This is a genomic window from Pedobacter sp. (assembly GCF_031119335.1).
Taxonomy (GTDB): Bacteria; Bacteroidota; Bacteroidia; order Sphingobacteriales; family Sphingobacteriaceae; genus Pedobacter.
The window spans coordinates 191905-216761 of sequence record NZ_JAVHXT010000007.1 but is presented as its reverse complement, the minus strand read 5'-3'; the positions used below and the strand labels follow the sequence as shown (position 1 = coordinate 216761).

Annotated in this window: 16 protein-coding genes; 8 read left to right on the top strand and 8 right to left on the bottom strand. The window is 38.4% G+C overall.

Translation table 11 applies throughout. The annotated features are described in order from the left end of the window. Positions 1–14 precede the first annotated feature (14 nt). The 4 genes from REI64_RS10145 (at position 15) to REI64_RS10130 (ending at position 5872) form a co-directional block, all read left to right on the top strand. Positions 15–3056: a TonB-dependent receptor gene (locus REI64_RS10145; RefSeq protein ID WP_308850003.1), complete on the top strand. Its 3042-nt coding sequence runs from the start codon at positions 15–17 to the stop codon at positions 3054–3056. 13 nt (positions 3057–3069) lie between these two features. After that, a complete protein-coding gene (locus tag REI64_RS10140) occupies positions 3070–4602 on the top strand; it encodes a RagB/SusD family nutrient uptake outer membrane protein (protein WP_308850002.1) in 1533 nt (510 codons plus the stop codon). Between the two features lie 12 nt (positions 4603–4614). Further along, positions 4615–5187: a hypothetical protein gene (locus tag REI64_RS10135; RefSeq protein ID WP_308850001.1), complete on the top strand. Its 573-nt coding sequence runs from the start codon at positions 4615–4617 to the stop codon at positions 5185–5187. 97 nt (positions 5188–5284) lie between these two features. Then, entirely contained in the window at positions 5285–5872 is a 588-nt protein-coding gene (locus tag REI64_RS10130; protein WP_308850000.1) for a hypothetical protein, read from the top strand. Positions 5873–5915: 43 nt separating this feature from the next. Here the strand turns inward: REI64_RS10130 and REI64_RS10125 are convergent, their stop codons facing one another. Continuing rightward, the gene (locus REI64_RS10125) at positions 5916–6098 is read right to left on the bottom strand and encodes a DoxX family membrane protein (protein ID WP_308849999.1); all 183 of its coding nucleotides are present in this window, start codon (positions 6096–6098) and stop codon (positions 5916–5918) included. 118 nt (positions 6099–6216) lie between these two features. Beyond that, complete coding sequence (locus REI64_RS10120; RefSeq protein WP_308849998.1) at positions 6217–8700, bottom strand: M14 family metallopeptidase; 2484 nt, start codon at positions 8698–8700, stop codon at positions 6217–6219. 172 nt (positions 8701–8872) lie between these two features. Between REI64_RS10120 and murF the strand changes: the two genes are divergently transcribed. Further along, a complete protein-coding gene (gene murF / locus REI64_RS10115; RefSeq protein WP_308849997.1) occupies positions 8873–10174 on the top strand; it encodes a UDP-N-acetylmuramoyl-tripeptide--D-alanyl-D-alanine ligase in 1302 nt (433 codons plus the stop codon). A 169-nt stretch (positions 10175–10343) separates the two neighbouring features. On the opposite strand, the gene REI64_RS10110 is transcribed toward murF, so the two are convergent. From REI64_RS10110 to REI64_RS10095, 4 genes are all read right to left on the bottom strand, one after another. After that, positions 10344–11531 carry a thioredoxin family protein gene (locus REI64_RS10110; RefSeq protein ID WP_308849996.1) on the bottom strand — a complete coding sequence of 396 codons (1188 nt, stop codon included), beginning with the start codon at positions 11529–11531 and terminating at the stop codon, positions 10344–10346. A gap of 178 nt (positions 11532–11709) precedes the next feature. Continuing rightward, positions 11710–12297: a gliding motility lipoprotein GldH gene (locus REI64_RS10105; RefSeq protein WP_308849995.1), complete on the bottom strand. Its 588-nt coding sequence runs from the start codon at positions 12295–12297 to the stop codon at positions 11710–11712. Continuing rightward, positions 12287–13852 (bottom strand): regulatory iron-sulfur-containing complex subunit RicT, encoded by a 1566-nt coding sequence (gene ricT, locus REI64_RS10100; protein ID WP_308849994.1) that lies wholly within the window; start codon positions 13850–13852, stop codon positions 12287–12289. The genes REI64_RS10105 and ricT overlap by 11 nt, the downstream gene beginning before the upstream one ends. A gap of 1 nt (position 13853) precedes the next feature. Next, positions 13854–14999, bottom strand: a complete 1146-nt coding sequence (locus tag REI64_RS10095) for a hypothetical protein (protein WP_308849993.1) — start codon at positions 14997–14999, stop codon at positions 13854–13856. 357 nt (positions 15000–15356) lie between these two features. On the opposite strand from REI64_RS10095, the gene REI64_RS10090 reads away from it, so the two are divergent. From REI64_RS10090 to aspS, 3 genes are all read left to right on the top strand, one after another. Continuing rightward, on the top strand, positions 15357–16811 hold the full coding sequence (locus tag REI64_RS10090) for a LuxR C-terminal-related transcriptional regulator (protein ID WP_308849992.1): 1455 nt from the start codon (positions 15357–15359) through the stop codon (positions 16809–16811). A gap of 317 nt (positions 16812–17128) precedes the next feature. Further along, the gene (locus tag REI64_RS10085) at positions 17129–18829 is read left to right on the top strand and encodes a hypothetical protein (RefSeq protein ID WP_308849991.1); all 1701 of its coding nucleotides are present in this window, start codon (positions 17129–17131) and stop codon (positions 18827–18829) included. A gap of 329 nt (positions 18830–19158) precedes the next feature. Then, the gene (gene aspS, locus REI64_RS10080) at positions 19159–20907 is read left to right on the top strand and encodes an aspartate--tRNA ligase (protein WP_308849990.1); all 1749 of its coding nucleotides are present in this window, start codon (positions 19159–19161) and stop codon (positions 20905–20907) included. Positions 20908–21197: 290 nt separating this feature from the next. Here the strand turns inward: aspS and REI64_RS10075 are convergent, their stop codons facing one another. Together REI64_RS10075 and REI64_RS10070 are read right to left on the bottom strand one after the other, a co-directional pair. Next, on the bottom strand, positions 21198–21653 hold the full coding sequence (locus tag REI64_RS10075) for a GNAT family N-acetyltransferase (RefSeq protein WP_308849989.1): 456 nt from the start codon (positions 21651–21653) through the stop codon (positions 21198–21200). Between the two features lie 196 nt (positions 21654–21849). Then, entirely contained in the window at positions 21850–24432 is a 2583-nt protein-coding gene (locus tag REI64_RS10070; RefSeq protein ID WP_308849988.1) for a phosphoenolpyruvate carboxylase, read from the bottom strand. Positions 24433–24857 lie beyond the last annotated feature (425 nt).

The following is a 24857-nucleotide window of genomic DNA, read 5'->3' as shown; positions in this document are numbered from 1 at the left end:
AATTTTATTAATTTATGAAAAAACTTCTACAGAGTTTGTTCATTTTGCTATTCGTGGCCACTACGGCTATGGCGCAAAACAGGACAATTACTGGTACGGTTACCTCTAAGGAGGATGGATTACCATTGCCAGGAGTGAGTGTAAAAGTAAGGGGGACTAATGTTGGGGTTTCTACAGGTGCAAATGGTAGATTCTCTTTATCAGTTCCATCTGGTGCAACGGCTCTTGAGTTCAGCTCTTTGGGTTTTAGACCACAATCAATCACTATCGGATCTTCAAATGTTGTAAATGCATCATTAGATGCAGATGCGACTACACTTTCTGATGTTGTAATCACAGGCTATGGTGTTCAAAAGAAAAAAGATGTTCTAGGCGCTACGTCAAGTATCGCTGCTAGAGATATCGAAAACAGGCCCATTGCATCTTTGGATAAAGCAATGCAGGGTAGGGCTGCAGGTGTTGTTGTTCAAGCAAACAATGGTATACCGGGTGGTGCTATTAATGTGAGGATTAGAGGTACAGGTTCGATTCAAGCAGGAACTCAGCCTTTGTATGTAGTTGATGGGGTTCAATTAAACACAAGAAATGATGCTTCGTTTACGCAATCGAATCCGTTGGCGTTTTTAAACACCAACGATATCGAATCTATCGACATTTTAAAAGATGCTGCTTCTGCTGCAATTTACGGTGCGCAAGCAGCAAATGGTGTGGTAATTATCACTACTAAAAAAGGTAAGGCTGGAAAAACTAAATTTAACTTCAACGCCTACGGTGGTGCAGCATCTCCGTTAAAAAAATTAGATGTGCTTAATACGCAAGATTATGTGACTTTGCGTGCTGAGGCGTGGAACAATCAGTATTTAGATGGTTATGAAGCTAACAAGCAATACGTTCTTGGTACAGAAATGAGGATACCAAATGGAGCTACTTTAACGCCTGCACAGATAGCGGAACTACGCACTTATAACTGGCAAGATGAAGTTTTCCAAAATGGAGTTATCCAAAACTATGAGTTGTCTGCAAGTGGGGGTAACGATAAAACTACATTCTATATCTCGGGTTCTTACAACGCAAGTGAGGCTGCTGTTAAAAAAGTAGACTTTAAGCGTGGATCTTTAAAATTAGATTTAAATCATAAGGCTACAGAGAGATTGAATATTGGTGCATCTATCAACTTATCTTCATTTGCGCAAGCTATTCCATTTTCAACAGATGGATCATTCTTAGGAAATCCAGCTTTTTCGGCATCTTTAATGATCCCTTCTAATCAAATTAGAAATGACGATGGTTCATATTTTGGTTTACTAGGTTCTGGACAAGTATTTCCAGGTATCTTAAATCAAAATATTGTTGCTGTTAATGATTACAATTCTGGTCAGCAAAAAAGTAATTTTGTAGTCGGAAATGTTAACGCGTCCTATTTAATTACTGATGGGTTAAGATTTGTTTCTTATTACGGTTTAGATTACAGAGCAGTACAAGGTAAGAGCTACAGAGATCCAAGAACAAATGATGGCTATGCAAGAAAAGGTTTAGGGCAGGTAGAAAGTATTTGGAATACTAACTTTCTTACTACTCAAACCTTAAATTACGATAAATCACTTAACAAACATAACATAAATGCTTTGTTAGGATTTGAATATAAATCTGAAATCCAAGAAGGCTTAAACGCTGCTGCAGATGGTTTTCCATCTCCTCAATTTACCTTCCTAAATTCAGCGGCGAATCCATTATCTACTGGTGAATTCCAATCAGAATTTAGAAGAATTTCGACTTTTGCTAGAGCTTCTTATAACTATGACAATAAATACTACGCAAGTGTAATTGCTCGTATGGACGGTTCTTCTAGATTTGGATCTAATAATCAATTTGGTTTTTTCCCGTCAGTTCAAGTTGGATGGAGTATTTCTGAAGAAGACTTCTTGAAAAGCTCTAATTTGATCTCTCTTTTAAAATTAAAGGCAGGCTACGGAACGACAGGTAATGACCAAATTGCAAATTTCGCTTCTAGAGGTCTTTATGGGTCTGGTGCAGTTTATAATGGATCATCAGGCATTACACCTACGCAACTTCCAAATCCAGATTTAAAATGGGAAAAGAACGAAACTATCAACGTTGGTTTAGATTTTGGCTTCTGGAAAAATAGAATTTCAGGTTCGGTAGAGGTTTACAATAGACTAAGTAATAACCTATTGTTAGATCAACCAGTACAATGGACTTCTGGTTACGGAGCTTTTACTTCTAATATTGGTCAATTGCAAAATAGAGGTATTGAGGTAGAATTGAAGTCTGATAACTTTAGATCTAGTGAGCCAGATGGTTTTAACTGGACATCTACCTTTATTTTTGCATATAATAGAAATAAGGTTAAAAAGTTGTATAGCGGTTTACAAGTTCTTCCTTCTGACCAATCTATTCGTGTTGGACATTCTATCGGAACTATTTTTACACAAAAATATGCCGGGGTAAATCCAGCAACTGGGCGTCCAATGTTTTACGATATTAACGACAATATCACATATTCGCCGGTATTAGCAGATAGAAGAATAATTGGTGATACTCAACCAGAATATACAGGTGGTTTTAATAACTTATTTCAATATAAGGGATTTGAATTAGACTTTATGTTCCAATATGAATATGGAAGAATTCAGAGTGATGGTCAATTAAGCTTTTTATTAGAAAATGGAAACAGAGCATTCAATACGCTTCAAGAAGCTTTTGACAATAGGTGGACTACTCCAGGTCAAATTACTACTTATCCAAGACCTTATAATAATGGTGTAGAGCCAGGAGGGATAAATCATGCAAGTGGTTCAAGCAGACTGTTCTTTAAAACTGATTACATTAGATTAAGAAGCATTACATTTGCTTATAACCTTCCAAAAACTTTAGCAAATAAATTGAAATTGAATAATGTTAGAGTTTATGCTCAAGGAACAAACTTATTTACCTATGACGATTACATGGGTTACGATCCTGAGTGGTTTAGTGCTTCTACAGGTATCATCCCTCAAGCTAAGAACTATACATTTGGTTTACAGGTAGGATTTTAAAAGAAAAATGAATATGAATAAGTTAAAAATATATTTTTCTATAGCTGTTCTTGGTGCTATGTCTTTCACAGGATGTAAAGAAGCGATAGAAACTACTGCAAGACAGTCTATTGATATTGAGACTGCATTGAATTCTAAAGAGAATGTCAATGCAGCTATTATTTCTGTTTATGCTAAACTTAAGTCTGCCAGAGTTTATGGTAGAGATTTAATCGCTTTTCCAGAAGCGCTAGCGGATAATGGTAGGTTCACCAATAGGTCAGGTAGATTTGCTAATGAGGCTAGGAATATTCCTTTGGCTCATTTTGCAGATTGGCAAAACTTATATTACGGAATTAATGAGGCTAATCTAATTTTAGATGCAATACCTTCATTGAATGTTACTCCAGCAGTTACTACCGCAGAAAGAAATGCATGGGAAGGTCAAGTTCAATTTTTAAGGGCTTTATTTTATTTTGAACTGGTAAGACAATATGCTTATGACCCAGGAGCAGTTGTGCCATCGCAAGATAGAGGAGGTGTTCCTATTATAACTAAGGGAGTTAAAACTTTACAAGATGCAGTTTTAACACTTCCTACTAGAGCACCAATAGCCGATGTTTATGCTTTGATTTATAAAGACTTAAAAGATGCAGAAGCAAAATTGGGAAATATTGGTCTATCTCCTGCGCTTGCAACAAAGCAAGCAGCACAAGGTTTGTTAGCTAGAGCTGCTCTTTACAATAAAGATTACGCTACTGCAAAAACATATGCAGATTTAGTTATTGCAAGCCAAGGCTCTAAATTACTTACTCCTAGCCAATATGTAAATGGTTGGAGAAATAAGGTTAATCCAGAGTCTTTATTTGAAGTTACGTTTACTATTAATGCTGAAAATATTGGCGTTAATGAATCGTTGCAAACTTCTTTCACTACTTTAGTAGTTGCTGGCAATAGAGCGCAAACAGGTGGTTTTGGTGATTTAGTTCCAACTAATACTTTACTAGCTGATTTAGGCATTACCGTTTCTGCAAATGGCGGTGCTGCTGCTGCAATTACTGCTAGAAATTCAGACGTGCGTAATTTGTTATTTGAGTTGGGTACAGCTGGTCGTGGTGCTCCTTTCGTAGAATGTACGAAGTATTTGGGTAAAAACGGATTTATCAATTTGGATAATGCTGTAGTTTTAAGAGTTGCGGAAATGTTCCTAGTAAGAGCAGAAGCTCAGTCAACTACTGGCTCGCCTGTTTTTGATGAGGCAGCAGCTAGGACAGATCTAATTAGAATAAAGCAGAATAGGTATACTGATTATGCGACTAGTGCACAAGCCATTACAGATGCTGCTTTGACAGGTACTTCGTTGCAAAATGAGATTCTTAAGCAACGCCGTATCGAGTTCGCATTTGAGGGACATAGATTTTTTGACTTGAAGCGATTAGGTAAGAATATTACAAAAACTCCTCATTATACAGATCTACTTTTTACTGACTATAGGATATTACCAAATATTCCTGCTAGAGAGGTAGATGGTAATCCAGATCGTTTAAAACAAAATTTTGGGTATTAAAAAAGTAAAGAAATGAAGAAAATATATATAGTACTTATAGCTCTTGCTACAGTATTAACTTCTTGCATAAAAAATGAGGATATAGTTGTAACAAATTCGGTATTAGAATTTGACGCGGCTTCATACAATGCAAAAGCCTTAAACAAGAACTATCCAGTTCTAAACCGTGTTCCTGGATATGGTAGACAAGTTTTTACAGCAACATCAATTGGTGGTTTACCTGCTGATCCTAACATTACCAGAGCTTCTGGAACAATTACTTTCAGGGTTAACTTGGTTGGTCCTCATGTTTCAACAGCTACAGAGGTAAAATATCGCGTAGTACCTGGTGAAACGTACGCTGGTTCTATAGCTGGTTTGGCTACCGCGGCTGATGCGGAGGCTGCTGTACAAGGTACGGACTATACTACTTCAGGTACTTTAACAATTCCAGCTAATTCTAGCTTTGGACTTTTAACAATTAATATTGTAAATCCAGGAGTAGCTTTGGCAAAAGAAAAGTTGATTGTACTTGAATTGAGTCCAGGCAGCATTAATCCTAATCCAAATTATTTTAGAATTGGGGTTGTAATTAATAAAGGATAATCCTATATTTATATGTAATGGGTGGTTAAACAACCACCCATTTTTATTTAATTACATTATGAAATATTTGTTGTCAATTGTTTTTGTTTTCGCGTCTATGACTTCATTTTCGCAAAATGATGTGGCAGATGCTAACGGCAAACCCTTTATTAAGAATTCGGTAGAGGTTTACGTGGGGAATCCATACTATACTACTTCCTTCAACAAAGGAAAGGTAAAACTAGCAAGTGGTAAATCGTTTGACAATTACGAATTGAAACTTGATGAGGTAAATAATCAAGTAATTTATAAAGGTGCTGATGGTAGAGATTATTCTTTTGTAGAAGAAGTTATCGCTTTTGACTTTAATCTAGATAATAAGAACTTATCTTTCATCAAAGCAGGAAAAGACAAGGCCTATTACCAGGTTTTACTAAATGGAAAAAACACTCTGTTAAAACGAAATGTGAAAAGTATTGCAGAGCGAAAACAGTATAGTTCTGCTACGACAGAAAAATTTATTCAGAGCAGAGTAAACTACGCTCTGTCTATAGATGATAAGTTCATAGAATTATCCGATAATAAACACTTATTGGAAACATTTTCCAACAATGAAAAAGCTCTTAATTTTATAAAAACCAACAAAGTTTCGGTTAAAAAAGAAGAGAGTTTAATTAAGTTGGTAACTTACGTGAATACGCTATAGGGTTACTTCTTATCCAAACTATATTTTCCCGGCCCGATAAAAATCAAGCTGACGAACACAATGCCAACCTCCATGGCATGAGAAGCGCCCATAATACCTTCGCCTTTGCCAAAGTGAACTGAACAAGGGTGGCTATCATCATTGTAAAAACTAATAACATATTTACCGGACGGAAGAATAAACCCAGCAACAGTAGGAAACCTCCTAATCCTTCTATAATAGCCATAAAGTCCAAAAAGCCGGAAAAATCAACATAACTATTATTGGCTTTAATATAGCTACCTACCTAGCCATAAAAACTAGCTATCGGCTATAGGTTAAAAGATAACAGAAAAGATAGCAAATCAATTCAAAAACACACTATTCAACAACATCTGCTTTCCACTCTCCCAAAAATTCCTAAAAATTAAGCCCGTAGCGAAATACAAAACCTGTCCCTTGCCGATTTCTTGTGCGCCATACAGCATACCCGAAGAAATTTTGCTTTTCACCTTTGCGCCTGCAACGCCCGCAACATAACTATCTGCTTTAAGTGAGCCTAAGTTGTAGCCGTTTTCTAAGGGCTCATAGATGTTGGCATCCGTTTTTAAGGTGAAGTAATATTTGCCAATGCCAAAACTTAAAGGATGTGTTTGATCTAGATACACTTTGTAAATGGCGCCTGGAATGGTATTGCTGAAATCATCATGATCTCTGGAAGTGTATTGCTGCGCATTTTTTGCCTCGGTAGCTTTAGGTTCTTCTTTTCGTTTGATTTGATACGGCTTCTTACCAACAAAGGCAGCAATGGCATCTTCTAATAATATCAATTTGCCTCCTGCAGTAACCCATGGCGTCAATTGATCTGCCAGTTTATCATTGTAATAGCCATCGGGCACGAGCAAGGTATTTACCTTATTGATGTCTAGATTAGCTACAGAGCTCACGTTGATCATCGATATAGGATATTTTAATTCCTGCTCGAAGAAATGCCAAATTTCTCCTAACGACTGCGACGACACTTCCGAGCCACTTAATACGGCTACTTTAGGTCTGCCCAATAATCTGTATACGGAAGAGCCAAAATCTTTCCCTTTTTCTACGTAGCCAGAGTTCAGCGTTTTAAAATCTGCATTTAGGTTAGCAAGCAGTTTTTCTAATTGAGCTTGGAAATTAGGCTTTCGTTTTTCATTTTCTGCTCTGTATATCAATAAAGTGCCCGCTTTGTAAGTAATGCCGCCAATTGTAAAGGCCTGTTCTGCCAATCTTACCTTAACTTCTTGCTGTTGCAAAGCCATTAGCACTTTGGCATCTTCCATCCCATTCCATGACAATATCCATGCGTAAGGTTTGGCTGTATGAAACGCATTTCTTTTCGGCTCTTCTATAAAGGAATGCGTACCCAACAAAATTTCCTTTACGGCATAGGCATTTAATCCATAAGCATAAGGCAATGCCCAAGCGGTGATATCGTAAGTATTAGAATCGGCAACGAATGTTTGCGGTTCAAAGAGGATATTGGCCAGCACACCGTGTTTCTGCGCAACGCTGATCACCATATCGTTACGCTCTAACTTAAATTGTTCTACTTTTTGGCTTTCGTAATTGTAGCCGTTTAGTGTGCGTTCTACCTTTTCAGCACCAAAGGCAAAGCCGATTTTATTCTTTGTGAGCAGCTCTGCTAACTTTCTTAATCTTGAAATATTTTGCGCTTTAACCACATAACTTTTATAGGTGGTTGCAGGCGTTAGGCTCTGCTCAAAAAACTTTCTAAACTCTAGCACCAGTTTCTCTGCATGAGCCGACGCCACTTCTATGGTAGACATCGAGGTGGTAAAATGGTGCGAAATACGATCTTTCAACGTCAACGTATCGCCGCTTGCAGTCACCACTGCCAATCCAGCCCTGCCGCTCCCAGCTTGCTCGTAGGTCATACCAATGGCACCGTTATATAGCGGATAGGTATCACCATAAGATGGATAGAGCAAATCGAAGCGTTCTTTTGTAAAATACTGCCAGCCGTTCTCATCAAAGTACTTCGCATTGTTTCTGCCCACTACCACCTGAAACTCCCGCTGCCAAGGCGTCACCGCTTGATGTATCGGCTCTGCCGCAGGTGCAAAATAATAAGGTTCATTATAACCTTGCTCGTGAAAATCGACATGAATCTGTGGCAACCATTGGTGATATTGTTTTAACCTTTGTTCGCTTTCTATTTGCGTTTGCCAAGCCCAATCGCGGTTCAAATCAAAATAGTAATGGTTTGTTCTGCCTCCTGGCCAAGGCTCGTAATGCTCTCTACTTGTAGGATCTGGATTTGGCATCGTTCCTGCCACACTATTATAAAAGTTCACATAACGTTCTCTCCCATCTGGATTTAAGCAAGGATCAATGATCACCACAGTATTCTTTAGCCATTGCTTAATCTTTTCATCCTTCGCTTCTACCAACGTATAAAGTACTTTCATTGCCGTTTCGGTAGAGTTAGCCTCGTTACCATGAACATTGTAGCTCAACCACACAATTGCTGGCTGTTTAGCGGCTTTTATTGTTTTATCATTGTTAGAGATGGCGATATTGTTGTTTCTAATCTGCTCCAAACTTTCCATATTCGAAGCATCAGAAACTACAGCAAAAAGTAACTCCCTGCCCTCATAAGTTGTACCGTAAGATTGCAATTTAACGTTTTTCGCCTTGCTGGATACATCCTTAAAATAGTCGACTACCTTTTGATGCGATGAAAAATGTGTACCCAGCTCATAACCCAAAAACTCATCCGGACTTGGAACTTGTGCGAATAAAGGCCAGGCAAAAACTCCCAACCACAATATTAGTAACGTTCTTTTCATACATCGCTGTTAAAAGCCACAGATACACAGATTTGATTTCAATAAAAAAGAGCAAGATAACTCTGCGACAAAAAATATTTGTGTATCTGTGGCTACATCAATAATACTAAAAGAATATTTGATTTCACCTAAGCATTCGTAATTTTACAAAGCATATTTTTAAACCAAAGCAATGACCAACATCGAACAGCTTTATCAGCATTACCTCAAACACCCTCTTATTTGCACAGATACCCGATCTATCACTGAGGGTTGCTTGTTTTTTGCCTTAAAGGGCGATAAGTTCGATGCCAACCAATTTGCGGAAAAAGCGGTGGAAGCTGGCGCTGCGTTTGCGATTATCGATAATCCAGATTTTGCCAAGGGCGATAAGTTTATGCTGGTAGATGATGTGCTTGAAACCTTACAAGAACTAGCGAAACATCATAGAAAGCAACTAAACATCCCTGTAATTGGCCTAACGGGTAGTAATGGCAAAACCACGACCAAAGAGCTGATTAGGGCCGTGCTAGCCGAGCATTTTAGCGTATTTGCCACCAAAGGCAACCTCAACAACCACATTGGTGTGCCTTTGTCTATTTTAAGCATAGCTGATACTGTAGAAATTGCCGTGATAGAAATGGGCGCCAACCATCAAAAAGAGATTGAGCTGTTGAGCAGCATTTCAAAACCTACCCACGGACTGATTAGCAACGTGGGAATGGCACATTTAGAGGGTTTTGGTGGTTTTGAAGGTGTAAAGAAAGGCAAAGCAGAACTCTATGCCTATTTGAGCGAAAGCAACGGTTATGCCTTCTTAAATGCGGCCAACAAAGATTTAACTGAAATGGTTATGAAAGCCAGCGTTACAAACGTTGTTCGCTATAATGTGGCCGAAGAAGGTGTGGTACAAGGAGTACTGAAAAACAGCGATCCTTTAATAGAATTTGAATGGAGCTACAATGGAGAAACGCATGAAGCAAAGGCAAATTTAACCGGCACTTATAACTTCGAAAATATATTGGCGGCCATCAGCATTGGTTGTTTCTTCGGCTTAAGTGCTGATGAAATTAACAAAGGTTTGGCAGATTACTTCCCTACCAATAACCGTTCGCAACTTACTAAAACAGAAAAAAACACTGTGATTTGCGATTTCTATAATGCCAACCCTAGCAGTATGGCTGCAGCAATCACCAATTTGAGTAGCTTAAGTGCTGCAAATAAGATTGCCATTTTGGGTGATATGTTCGAGTTAGGCGATGAATCTGCTGTCCAGCACCAGCGCATTATCGAGTTTGCTGTTAAAAATGAAATTGGCACCTTAATTTTCGTCGGTCATCATTTCTATAATGCCAAAGGCGATGTTGATGCCCACTTTTTCGCTACACCAAGCGAAGCTTCGGCATTCATCCAAACACAAGACTGGAAAGATTCGCTTATTCTTTTGAAAGGTAGTAGAGGAATGGCGCTAGAGCAGTTGCTTCCGCTTTTATAGCCCCTCTCTGCCTTCGGCATCTATTGATGATTTTATACATTTGTATTTTGGCATCAATGAGCTGCGTTTCACTTCGGTTCTCCCTAAAAGGGAGAGAAAAGGACTATTAGCGATAATACAGAGATACGATTAACCAGTTTCAACAATTAACCGATTAACCAAAAACAAATCAATTTCCCATATTCTGCAAGGCCTGTCTCAAATCCTTCTTGATATCTTCTGGCGTATTGGCGCTGGCCAACATCGCATTCGCAGTCTCTTTAAATTTATCGGTTTGCTTAGTTTTAATGTAGATAATCGCTTTTACGAAATCTTTAAGGTAAGCCAAATCAGCTTCTTTTGCAGGTACAGGAATGGCATTGAACTTTTCCAAATAGGAATCTAACTTCCCTTCTTCGAACAAGGTTGGGCCAAAACCCATCATGGCATTGCACACATGCTGATAACCAACTTTTGTTGGATTATCTATTATTTCACTAAACGCCGCCAAAGCTGGCTCTATTTCTTTATTCTCTAAGAAATACTGCGTTTTAAAATAATTGAAGACAAAGAACGATCGCTCTGGAACATATTTATCTAGGATACTTTTGATAGCTTCGAAATCAATTTCATCAGTTACCTGAACTTCTTCTGAAAGTGCAAATTGGATCGCCAAGCTTACCAAGCGTTCTTCAAAGTCATCATCGGTATACTTGCCTACTCTTAACACTTTACTTTTGTTATTTTTAAAGTAAGCTAAATCTTTTTCTTTTGGTAAAACGAAAGCATAGTTCATCAAAAGATCTATCAAATCAGCATCGCCTAAAATATCTGGCTTTGCCGCTATAAAATCCTTACTGATGTAACCAAAATCCTCGTCTTGAAGTTCTACTGCTTGTTTTGCAAATTTCAAAAACTGTGCATTCGTCAGCTTTGCTACACTCTTTTTAAGTGTGTAGTACTGTGTCTCTGGATTTTTTGCGGTTTTAGCCAAGGTTAGAAATTCGTTTGCCGCCACAAAACCTACCGCTTTATGCAGCATTACCCCATCTGGATTAATAAAAACTAGGTTTGGATAAGCTGAAACGTAGTAGCGATCTGCCAGCATTGCGCCTTCGCCCTTTTCCATATCGTACTTAACGTTGATGAAATTGGCGTTATAAAAATCGGCCACCGCCTGATTGGTATAGGTTTCTGCATCCATCTGTTTACACGGACCACACCAAGTTGCATAGGCATCCAAAAAGATGATCTTATTCTCCTTTTTCGCTTTCTCCAACACCGATGTCCAGGTTGGGTTTTCTAAAAACTTGATTTCGGCTGCTTTGGCACCAAAGGCTATCGTTAACAAACACAAGGCAAATAATATCTTTTTCATATAATCAATCAGTTTTCCAGTTAGCGGTTTGCAGTTAACCACCGAACAATTTACAATTTTAACCACAAAGGCACCAAGAGCACAAAGTTTTTCTTGATTAGCGAGACAATTAAGCCTATTGCGTCATTGCGAGGAATATCCCAATTAACCAGTTAAACGATTAACCAATTAACCTAAATTACTTCACTTCAATCCCCACATCGCTTACGCCTACCAACGGATTATCTCGCATATTTTGCTCTATTTCTATGCTGTACTTCCCGGTATCCGCAAAGCGATGATTTTTAAGCAAAGGAAAGGTGTAGGTGTACAAATCTCCAGAGCCTTTTCCTAACCAAACGCCATCTTCTTTAGCTACTTTAAACTGATAGCGTATTCTTTTACGGCTTTTGGCATCTTTCATTGTTGCCAAAACGTACAAATTCGAAAATCTGTATTCGGTATTGATACGCAGCTTAAAATTCACCTGATAAGACTTGGTCGCATCTTCAATATCAAACTCTGCTTTTGCCGAATTGGCATATAGCCAGCGGTTATTCTCCATACTTTGATTGGTATCAACTACAGTATCGAAATTGCAGGAAGAGAAAGTAAACAAAAGACAGAAGAAGGCGAAGAGTTTTAGCGACTTTCTAGCATAAAAGATTGCTTCTCCGAATTGTCGGAGCAGGCTGTTGTTCCTCCTCGCAATGACGTAGAAAGGAAGATCCTTGCGCTTTGCTTCCTCAAACACTTGGAATTCATTAAACACAACCTTATTCTCCATTTGGTTTTGGTCCTTGGTCTTTATTCCGTTCTCCTTGTTCCCTATTCTTATTGCGGTTTTTATTCCTATTTCTGTTGTTACGTTTTTGCTCTGTATTTCCACCCTCTGCCTGCGGTGTTTGCGGACCTTTAGGCGCATTGTCGTTAGCTTTAGCCTCTACAGGTTTTTGTTGTGGTCGCTGGTTTTGTTGCGGTTTGTTATTTTCCTGTCTAGGCTGATTTCTCTGGTTTTGATCTTGCTGAGGTCTATCTTGAGCTTTCTGTTGTTGTGGCCTATTTTGGTTTTGCTGTTTGTCTCTATTTTTAAAACTAGCTTGTCCGTTTCTGTTGCCACTGTTCTCTTTATCACCCCCTGGATTAGGCTGAGATCTATTTCTATCACGTTCTCCACGCTCTCCGCGATCTCTATCATTTCTGTTGTTGTTATTACGGTTACGGTTGTTTCTGTTTCGGTTCTTATCGTCTAAACGTGTTAAACTGTCCTGACCAACCACATTCTCGTAATCATGAACTTTCTCAACCACGGTAGTAGTTTTCAATTCTACGGCTTCATCTTTCAAGTTACTTGGTTTTTCGCCACGTTTATTCATTGCCATGATTTCTTTCACACGGTCAACTTTTAGGGGAATCCAATCTTCTTGATTAGCATAGCTGAACCACATCAGTTTTTTGAAGATATCTGTTTTCTGATGACGGGCAACACCAACCTCAGTTTGTAGTGATTCGATACGATCGGGAATATCCTTCAAAGCATCTAAATAAGTGTCTAGCTCGTAGTTTAAGCAGCACTTTAGCTTACCGCACTGGCCGGCAAGTTTTAGGGTGTTTAATGATAAATTTTGGTAACGAGCCGCAGCAGTAGAAACCGTTTTGAAGTTAGTTAGCCACGTAGAGCAGCACAATTCGCGACCACAAGAACCAATACCACCCAAACGACCCGCCTCCTGGCGCATCCCGATTTGGCGCATTTCGATACGAATACGGAAAGATTCTGCCATTTTTTTGATCAGCTCCCTAAAATCTACCCTACCTTCTGCAGTATAAAAGAAAGTCGCTTTCGTTCTATCACCTTGGTAATCTACATCGCTAATTTTCATGGAAAGCTTCAAATCTAAAGCTAGCGTACGTGCTTTGTGCATGGTTTCCCACTCCAGCCCTTTTGCTATTTTCCATTTTTCTACATCAGCCTCTGTAGCTTTTCTGTAAACCTTGCGGGTAACCTGATCTATCGGTGTTTTTCTGCGTTTCAATTGCGTACGCACCAATTCGCCAGTTAACGATACGTGACCAATATCGTAGCCACCAGTAGCACCTTCAACAGCAATTAGCTCACCTATTTCCAAATAGATATCATCGTTATTTACAAAAAACTCCTTTCTAGAGCCTTTAAATTTAACTTCGATAATTGGAAAAGATCTATAATTTGATGGCATATCTAAATTAGACAACCAGTCGTGTACTTCCATTTTTTGGCAGCCTCCAGTAAGGCAAGAGCCGTTACTTTTGCAGCCAGCGGGGGCGCAACCACCTCCCGTCGAGCAACTTCCACATCCCATATTACGTGTATATATATTGAGTCCCTTTCGGGAGCGTTTTAAATTTTATAATTTTTACCAGTTGTAAAGATACATCTAAAAACAGAATTTTCGGATTCGCATTACGTTCGATATGGTAATGTGCCTTTTCCAACTCGTTAATAAGCGCCTCTACCATAGCCATATTTAGCACAGCTGATAATTTTTTTGCCACTTCTAAGTGCTGAGGAGGCAGTTTTACCAAGGCTTGGGCACCACTGAGAATTAAACCACATTCGCGTAAAAAATTGATACCGTATTTGATGTAATTCTTCTGATTTTCCCTGCCCCAGCTTGCTGCAGTTTCGGTAAAAGCCATCATATCTGGCACTTTATTACTGTAGGCCATACGCAGCCACTCCGAAAAATAGCCTGCGTTGTTATTTACTTGATCTGCTAGTAAAGCATTGGCTTCAATCAAATTTCCATCGGCCAAAAAACTGTATTCTTCTGCCTGATGTGCCGACAAATTCGCTTTGTCCATCAAATATTGTTTCACTACCTCATCTGCCAGTTTAGGAATTTTAACTATTTGCGTACGCGACAAAATAGTGGTTAAAATTTGTTCCTGATTTTGGGCTATGAGAATGAACAAGGTGTTTGCAGGTGGTTCCTCGATAATTTTAAGCAAAGCATTGCCTTCTCGATCTAAATATTCGGGCAACCACATAATTAAAACCTTAGTCTCGGCCTCGAATGCTTTGTAGCTTAATTTCTTGATGATATCATGTGCTTCGGCAATGTTAATGTTGGCCTGTTTGTTATCCGCACTTAGTTTAGAACGCCAAATATCCAAATCGAAGTAAGGATTTTCTAGCACCATGTTACGCCATTCTTCCAACACATCAGTGGCTATTTTCACATCTTTCGATGCAAAAAAAGGATAGGAAAAATGTAAATCTGGGTGGATTAAACGCTCGTATTTACGACAAGACGAACACTCGCCGCAGCTATCCTCGGGTGTTTTTTGTTCGCAGTTGATGTATTGAGCATAGGCAATAGCGAGCGGCACAGCGCCACTTCCGGCAGGTGAAAGAAAGAGTTGCGCATGGCTCACCCTATTCTCTGCAACGGTTTGTAATAAGTGTTGCTTTACGCTGTCTTGTCCAATAATCTCTTTAAACTGCATTGGTGCAAAATAAGAAATTGATGCGAGATTTGGCAATGATTGGAGGAGAGAATGATGAATGATAAGCGGAAACGTTCGCTAATAGTCGCTTTTTGCGTATTCTTTCATGTGTGATTCATATGTTGCTTTTGTGTGTTTCATTTGTCATTCTTTTGCCGACCATGTATGATGGTGGTTGAAAACAGGCATTGCAGCAAGTGTTGCTTCTTGTCCAATAATCTCTTTAAAAGTGCATTGGCGTAAATAAGAAATAGATTATATACTTTCTCTAGCACAGAAAAACACTGCTTTACCTATATTTTCAATAGATCATTAGCATTTAATTTATTTCTATCTTTGTAATAGAATCATCCTAATATGCTAAAACACAGTGGTCTTATTTTTTTGATGTTCTTTGGCCTAGCACTAAATGCTCAAAGCACCAATGAAAAACAGATAAAAGAATATCTTAAAAAGTCAAGAAATTATAACATAGAATATAATTACTTGAAGGCGTTGGAGTTTTCCAAACTAGCCTATGATCTTTCAAAGAAAGATAATAATAAACTTCTGATTGCAGAAAGTGCTTACAAAATGGCTGCTTCAGCATCTTACTTAGGTTTGTCTGAACAGGCATTGCAATACGCAGAGGAAGCAAAACAAAATTGCCCCGATGACGATGTGCAATTAAAGGCTATCATCCTTGAAGTGTACGCATCTACTTATGATAAGCTTGGTATGCGTTCCGAATCGCTAAAAATGTACCACGAGTGTGCAAAACTTATCGCTTCTCTATCTCCAAAAAACAGATCAGATTCGTTAAATCTCGCTTCAGCCTATTATAATATAGCAGATCATTATACCGGGAAAAGCGCTAAAATTGGTGCAAAGTTTATAAAACTGGCAGACGAAATTTTAATCTTACTGCCCGAAGATCAAATGTCGATACAGCTTTCCTATTTCAGTTATTATAGATCAAAACACCTATTGGAAGCTGGAGAAAGTAAAAAAGCATATGCAGAAATGAAAAGTGCGGAAAGTTTATTAGATAAATACAAAAATCCCGTAAAGCACATGGTGTATATGGGTTACGCAAAATATTATGCCCAACAAAAAAAATATAAAGAAGCCTTAAAATATTACTTAGAAACAGTGCGGATTATGGAAGAGAATTCCATTCAGGAGCAAAGCTTTTCAGATATAGACAAGTTGATTTCAGATACATATACTGCACTCGGAAATGAAGAAAAGGCAAATATACACCTTAAAAAGCAAGCAGATTTTGATAAAAAAATAACCGAAAAACAAAAAAACGCGACAGATTCGGCAATCAAAATATTGATGAAAGATAAAGAAGAAGAACATTGGTCAAAGCAAAAAAAATTAATCCTTTCTTTAATATTTGCCGGAATTATACTTACTGTGCTTGCTTTTCTCTATATAAAAAACCAAAATAAAACTGAAAAATTTAAGACATCACTTGAAGAAAAAGAAGAAGTGGTGCAGGAACTTACTCAAAAAGTTAACGAATCTTTTGACGAGGTAGTAAAATTAGCAAAAGAAAACTCACCTAAGTTTTGGCCTCGTTTTCAAGAAGTCTATCCAAGTTTTTTAGGGAAAATGTTAATTCTTAGTGCTAAGCTCACCACTGCCGAACTTACCATAGCAGCTCATATTTATTTAGGCTTTACCACAAAGGAAATTTCAACTTATACCTTTAGGTCTCCAAAAACAGTAGAAACTATACGTTATAATTTGAGGAAAAAGATGGAACTTCCTTCGGATGATAATCTTACTGTGTGGTTAAGAAACTACGTCAATAGTAAAACATGATTAATTGTCTGCTTAAAATTTCTTCATAATTAATTGGTAAAGTTTTACACTTATTGAATTAGCACAAAACACAGACAGGTCATTTCTTATTGTCTCAGATTTACCAATCTATATGCAATCACTTGGCGTAATTCAATAAGCTTTCAATAAATCTATCATATTTCAACCATTTTAGGTGTTATTTAGAAAATATGGAGCAAATTTTCTCCATATTAATCTAATATTTCTGAGTTTTTGTAGTTAAAGTGGCGATTTTGCATATTTTTGCGCCGAGAATATGAAGATACCGTCCGAGAAATAGAATTTACCTACCAAAAATGAAAAACATTTATATTAACCTCCTCACCCTACTTGTATTTTTCTCTTTTTTTTGTAACGATGCATTAGCACAATGCACAGGTTGCTCTATAACGGGCCCAACAAGTGGCAATTTTACTTTTACCAGCAATGAAACCGTTTGCTTCTCTAGTAATGCTACTCTAGGAGATGTTGCTTTTCAAAACAATAGTAAGATATGCGTTGCACCGGGTGTAACCTTAACCATACAAAACAACGTTAATACTTCAAGCGGACAAAACATTACCTTTGAGATTGGTGGAACGCTCATATTCAATCAGTCCATTTCCATTCATGCTAATTTATTGGCAAATATCCAAAGCGGTGGTGTTTTAAGAGCTGGAAGCGGAGGAAATAATTTTGAGTTCAATGGGCAAACCAACACTTTAAATAATCAAGGTACAATACAGGTTGGGGTATTAGGATTTCAAAACTCGAACGCCACTAATATTATAGACAACCATGGCACACTAACGATAAATTCAAATATCAATGTTGCTGGAAACACCACCTTTAGAAACTGGAGCCTAATAAACGTTGGCTCTAGTTTTAATAGTAGTTCTGCCACCAAATATATCAATTGTGGTACATTTAATTCTAACAACGGCTATAACTTAAATGGCGGTACGGTAATCAACACCGGTACCTTTAACGTTACCTCTGGGCAAATAGATATAGGTAATAACGGAAAGCTGGAGAATTACGGAACACTTTACAGCGAAGGCACAATCAACGGTACAGGCACTTCTACGTTTTATAACGAAGGGCTAGCCAAGTTGAACAACCTTCAGCCTAACGGCGCAGTCATAAAAGGCCCAACCTCAAACACTAAGCTTGGGTATATTTACATCAAAAACTCAATTAACCCTAATGGTGCAAAAGTGGGGCCCAACCTCGACTTTACGAGATACACAAGTTATAATCCAGATGTTGCAGCCAGTTCCGGTTCCCAAGGCCAGTCGCAGATATTTAATTCGGCACCAGTATTTGTAAATGCAGCAGGCAGTACCGTGGCAAGTGCGGCATTGGCAAATGTTAGTTTTGCCTGTACAAGCTGTGCTGCACCGCAGGTAACTAATATTGGGCTTTGTGCTAATGTCGACGGCACATTGCCGCCACAAGCAAACGACGACACCTATAGCATAACCGCAGGCAGCAGCGCAGCAACAAGTGTTCTAAGTAATGATTTTGCTGTTTTTAACGGTGCGGCTGCTACCACTTCCAATGTTACGCTAAATCAAGTTTCTAGTACCAATTCGGGAGTTTCGGTTAATGCTTCGGGTATTGTTTCTGTTGCTGCGAGCGTACCTGCAGGAACATATACATTGGTTTACAGTATTTGTAGCACTGCCAGTACTTCGAGCTGTGATAATGCAACCGTAACTATAACCGTTATTGGGGGTTGTACCAATCCACCAGCTACGGGAACACCAGACAACTATACCCAGATAGGGATTTCGGATTTGGCGGGCTTTGGCAACGGGTGGCCTAAAAATGTACCTAACGGTTTTATAGCTATAGAATCTAAAGACAAAGGCTTTGTAATTACTAGGGTAGTGAATACTGCCACAATTGCTTCGCCAATAGAAGGAATGCTAATTTACGACAACTCGGCAGGCTGTGTAAAGCTCTATAACGGCACTACATGGAAATGCTTAGAAAAGAATTGTAACGTAAATTAAAAGTACATCAACAATATTGCGGAGCGGTTTTATAGCCAAGGCACAAACTAAATTAAAACGAACACAGTAAGCAGACCGCCAAATAAGCGATGTTGCTATGCAGAACTTTCTTTAACTAGACCTGATGGCAGCGGAAACCCCGCAGGCAAGTGCAGCGCATCCGAGGAGTTGTAGCGTACAGCAGGACGGACATTAATTGAAAAACAGGTATTGCTCTTCTAAAAATCAACTATTCGAACTAGTTGTAGGTTAAACCCAAAAGGAAAATCGTATGCCGATAACTATCGGGACTATTTGTTATCTTTGCGGCTCAAAATTCGATTACAAAAATGTTAAGAACAACTACTTGCGGTGCTTTGAGCCTTGAAAATTTAGGCGAAAATGTCACTTTGTGCGGCTGGATGCAGAACTCTAGGGATTTGGGCGGAATGACTTTTATCGATATCCGCGATCGTTATGGTATTACCCAATTGGTATTTAACATGAACGATAATGCCGATTTGTGCCAGCAAGCCCGTGAACTTGGTCGCGAATTTGTGATTAAAGTGAGCGGTTTAGTGGTTGAGCGCACCAATAAAAATAAAGACATCCCGACTGGAGATATCGAAATTAAGGTTACTACCTTAGAAATTTTGAATGCTGCTAAATTACCTCCTTTTCTAATTGCGGATGAAACCGATGGTGGCGACGATTTGCGCATGAAATATCGTTACTTGGATTTGCGCCGTAACCCGGTGCGTAATAACATGGTTTTGCGTCACAGAATGGCACAATCGGTACGTAGGTATTTAGATGGATTGGATTTTATTGAGGTAGAAACGCCTGTGTTGATTAAATCTACGCCAGAAGGTGCCCGCGATTTTGTGGTGCCTAGTCGTATGAATGCTGGCGAGTTTTATGCTTTGCCGCAATCACCACAAACCTTTAAGCAGTTATTGATGGTTTCTGGTTTCGACAGGTATTTCCAAATTGTGAAGTGCTTTAGAGACGAGGATTTACGTGCAGATAGACAGCCTGAGTTTACGCAAATTGACTGCGAGATGTCGTTTGTGGAGCAAGAGGATATCTTGAACACTTTTGAGGGCCTAATTAGAACTTTGTTCAAAGAAATTAAGGGTATTGATTTACCAGAAGTACCTCGTATGCAATACAGCGATGCGATGCGTTTATATGGTTCTGATAAGCCAGATACTCGTTTCGAAATGCTTTTTGTAGAGCTAAACGATATTGTAAAAGGTAAGGATTTTGCAGTTTTTGATAACGCAGAATTAGTGGTGGGTATTAACGCTAAGGGTTGTGCGCATTATACTCGTAAGCAGTTAGATGAACTGACTGATTTCGTGAAGCGTCCGCAAATTGGAGCTACTGGTTTAATTTACCTACGTCACAACGAAGATGGTTCGCTAAAATCATCGGTAGATAAGTTTTATAACGAGGATGAATTGAAAAAATGGTCGGCAGCGTTGCAAACTGAGCCAGGCGATTTAGTATTAGTTTTAGCGGGTGCAGTAAAAGAGAAAGTGCAAAAGCAAATGAACGAGTTGCGTTTAGAAATGGGTTCTCGTTTAGGATTACGCGATAAAAATAAGTTCTCGGCACTTTGGGTATTAGATTTCCCGCTTTTAGAATGGGATGAGGAAAGTGAGCGTTATCATGCCATGCACCATCCGTTTACTTCGCCGAAACCAGAGGATATTGCATTGCTAGATACCAAACCTGGAGAAGTGAGAGCAAATGCTTACGATATGGTATTGAACGGCACTGAAATTGGTGGTGGTTCTATCCGTATCCACGATAAAGAAACACAAGCTTTAATGTTTAAGCATTTAGGCTTCAGCGATGAAGAGGCTCAAAAACAATTCGGTTTCTTATTAGATGCCTTTGAATATGGCGCTCCGCCGCATGGTGGTTTGGCCTTCGGTTTTGATAGGTTGGTATCATTATTTGCTGGCTTAGATACGATTAGAGACGTGATTGCTTTCCCTAAAAATAACTCGGGCAGAGATGTAATGATTGATAGCCCTAGCACCATTGATGATAAGCAGTTGAAGGAATTGAAGATTAGTGCGGTTGGTTAGCAATTAGCAGTTTTCAGTTAACAGCTCAACAAAGCATAAAAACAGGAGCCTCGATTTACGTCGGGGCTTTGTTTTATAAACATTAAGGAGTTAGGAAGGATTAAGTTAGGCTCGTCGTTGCGAGGCACGAAGCAATCTTTCATGCATTTGGCACCGACGATAAAGATTGCTTCACCCCCTCTCAAAATCCTTACGCTTCAGTTCGCAATGACGAACATCAACACGGAACTACAACAAAAAAGCCTAGTCAATTTCTTAACTAAGCTTCATTTCTTAATTGTTTGAAAACCTTACGCGAGTATCATTTCAATATGTGGAATATCATCTTCCAGATACTCCTCGCTATCTTTTACAAAGCCAAAGCCTTCATAAAATTTCTTTAAATACAACTGCGCTCCAATCCGGATTGGGCGCTTGCCATGGGTTTCGTAAACTTTTTCGATACTCTTTTCCATTAAGGTAATACCTGCGCCAATGCCTCTATACCTAGAATTGCTCAAAACACGGCCAATGCTCGCTTCTACGAATGAAACTCCCGGCGGAACTATTCTTGTGTAGGCAGCTAAATTATCGCCATCCCAAGCCATTAAATGGTGGCATTTTAAATCTTTGCCATCTACGTCTTGATAGTTACAATGTTGCTCTACTACGAAAACCTCACTTCTTAATTTCAAAATGGTATAAAGTTCCTCTTTTGAAAGTTCTGCAAATGATTTGTAAGTCCAGGTTAATATTGGCGTTGACATAATTTGAATTAGTAAATGAGTAATTCACGAAATGATTAAATACCCGCTGATGCCGCGGATAAAAAAACACAGATTTTCGCTGAAACTATATCTGCGAAAATCTGCGTACAAATCTATTAAATCTGCGAGAAAATCGACAGCATGAATGAGTTAACTAACAGATTTCTCCTCATACTTCGTCGAAATGACGTAGTGGTTAAGCCAAGTTTCTACCAGCGTTTACAATACCGTAAACTGTTCTAATGGCTAATTTCTCGTAAGCTTGTTGTTTCTCCTTAGTTAACTCACTTTGCAACTTATCTAAAGCAAAATGTTGAATTAATACTAAAGGCAAAATGATTTTCTCACGCACAGCGATAGATTTCTTCTCTACTGGATAGTTTTCCATCAAAGTTTCGTGACCAGTCAACTTTAACAACATTGATTTAGAAAGTTCGAACTCATCATGTAATTGTTTCCAAAACGAACCGAACTGTTTATCGTTAGCTAAGTAAGCAGTAATCTCGAAATCAGACTTACTCATAGACATGATACAGTTATCTACAATCGTTTTAAAATAACCCGATTGATGATAGGTCTTTTGTACTTGCTCCCAATTGCCCAAATCTTCTTGCGTTTTCAAAGCTGTACCAACTCCGTAAAAACCAGGTACATTCTGCTTCAATTGGCTCCACGAAGTTACAAAACCAATGGCTCGCAAATCATCAAGCTTTAATTTAGTTCCAGCATTTCTTTTAACTGGTCTACTGCTAATTGTAATTTTAGAAAGCAAACTTAACGGCGATAATTTTTCTAAATATTCTAAGAACAATGGGTCGTTACGCAAATCGATATAAGCATCATAACTATCCTTCGCCATTTTGTTAAGGATATCGAAATTCTCCTTATCCAATAAAACATTATGTCTGCCTTTAACACCGGAAGAAATACCTGCGTTAATTAACTGTTCAATGTTAAACGCAGCACTATCCACAGAACCATATTGAGAACTGATGGTTTGCCCCTGAACCGTTAACTGAATATTTTTATTGGCAATTTCCTTACCCATTGAAGCATAGAAACGATGTGTTTTACCGCCTCCACGAGCAGGTGGACCACCCCTGCCATCAAAAAATGCCAACTGAATGTTGTGTTCTTCCGCAACTTTGGTTAATGCCACTTTTGCGGTAAATATCGACCAATTGGCCATTAAATAACCACCATCTTTAGTACTGTCAGAAAAACCTAACATGATATGCTGTTTTCCGCCCCTTAAAGCTAAATGCTTTTTGTAGAACGGATGCGTGTACAACTTCTCCATAATTTCGCCAGCACCAGTTAAATCATTAACGGTCTCGAATAAAGGCACAAAATCGATGGTTAAATCTTCCGCTTCCCAACCATTCCAAAGGAAAAGCTCCATTAATTGCAAAATATCACTTGCTTGCTGGCAGTTACTGATAATAAAACGGTGACAAGCCTCTTCTCCATTTTTTTGTTGGATATCCTTAATCTCAGATATCGTCTGCAAAGCATCTTTAATCAAATTATCTTGCTCGTCAGTATAAATGATTTTTGCCGTTCTAAATGAAATTGCTTTAAGTTTTTCCCCTTCCGACAATTCATCATAGTTTTCACTATACAATGAATTAATTGGTTTTTGGCTCCTACAATATTGATGCACACTTCTTAAAACTCGGCTATCTTGTCTGATATCTAATGAAGCGAAATGACAACGATAAAGTTCTACTTTCCTTAAAAGATCTTGTACAATGCTAACAAATAAACCATCATGGTCTTTATTCAAAGTATCAACAATATCATTTAAGTTTTTGATGATATAATCTGCGATATCTTTCTCTTCTACAGACTTGTTAAATGCATTTTCATAAAATACTTCTTGTAGCAAATTGATGCTATCTTCCACCCCTCTAAAAGTGATACGTCTTTTGATATTTCTAAAATCACGATAGTAACATCTGAACAAAATTTGGCGCAACATCTTAGAAACTTCCAAAGTGGTTTGCGCTTTCACGTTAGGATTTCCATCCCTATCGCCACCTGGCCAAAAACCTAGTTCGATTACTTTCTTAGGGTCTATGTGGTACTCACTTAATAACTGGTTCAATCCGGTTTGGATATTAGCGGCAGCAAAATAGAATACATTTTCTAAGTACCAAGCTAAGCTTAAAGCCTCATCTACAGGTGTCGGTGATTTTTTATTGAAGAAAGGTGTTTTACCCAATTGCTGCAATAATTGGTTAATCGTAGTGAAATCGTTGGTTTTAATTGCCGCAGTTAAATCGTTAATTATACCCAAAACCGGACCTGGGTAAAACTGCGTTGGATGCGCTGTTAGCACTAATCTCAAAGAGAATTCCTCTATTAGCTTGTCGATTTTTTCATGCAAATTAGCATCATCATTTGCTTTAAGGAATAACGCCCTTAAAGAACTTTGCTCATCACTCGTGTTCAATTTGGTAAACGAGGCGTCCTCGACAGCGTCAAATAATACCACCTGACGTTCGATATATTGAATAAATCTGAACAAAAGGTCCACCACACTGTTTTCGTCCTTATCGTGAACATATTTTTCGAAAAACTTTTCAATTAGTTCGCTCGGCTTCTCGTGGTTCTTAATACCTTCTTCACAGCTCTTAAAAAAAAGAGGCAAAAGTGTACCTGTATCTTTAATTTTATAAAACGGAAGCGTTAGAAACAAACTGTTGTACAATTCGAAACGAGAAATAACCTCGTTATTGAAATAGTATTCGCGTTGGCTGGGTTGATTTAATTGCATCCCGAAAAATAAGTTATATTTTCTTGTTACAAAAATAAAAATGGATTTTAACGAGTATTTTAGTAGACTTAAACTTCAGAAACTGTTTAAAAATGGAATAAATATTTGACCGGTTGAGTTTTTCGATAAATCGGAACAAGTTCAAGGACACCAAACTCTAGCGGGTCGCCATGGAGGGGTGTCCCCACCCGTCTAAGTATTTATTTTCATCGAAATTTAAACAGTTTCTCAAATTACATAATCGATTTGATTCTTTAATAAATAATCGCTACCTTGTACCTATGAAAGGTTAAACATATTAAATCTTTTAAAAGCATTACAGATCTTATTTTAAGTTTTGTAAAAATTGTTAATTTTTTGGGAAAAACGTCCCGACTTAAACGTCGGGACGTTTTATTTTAAACTCACGCCAAACTTTTCACAAC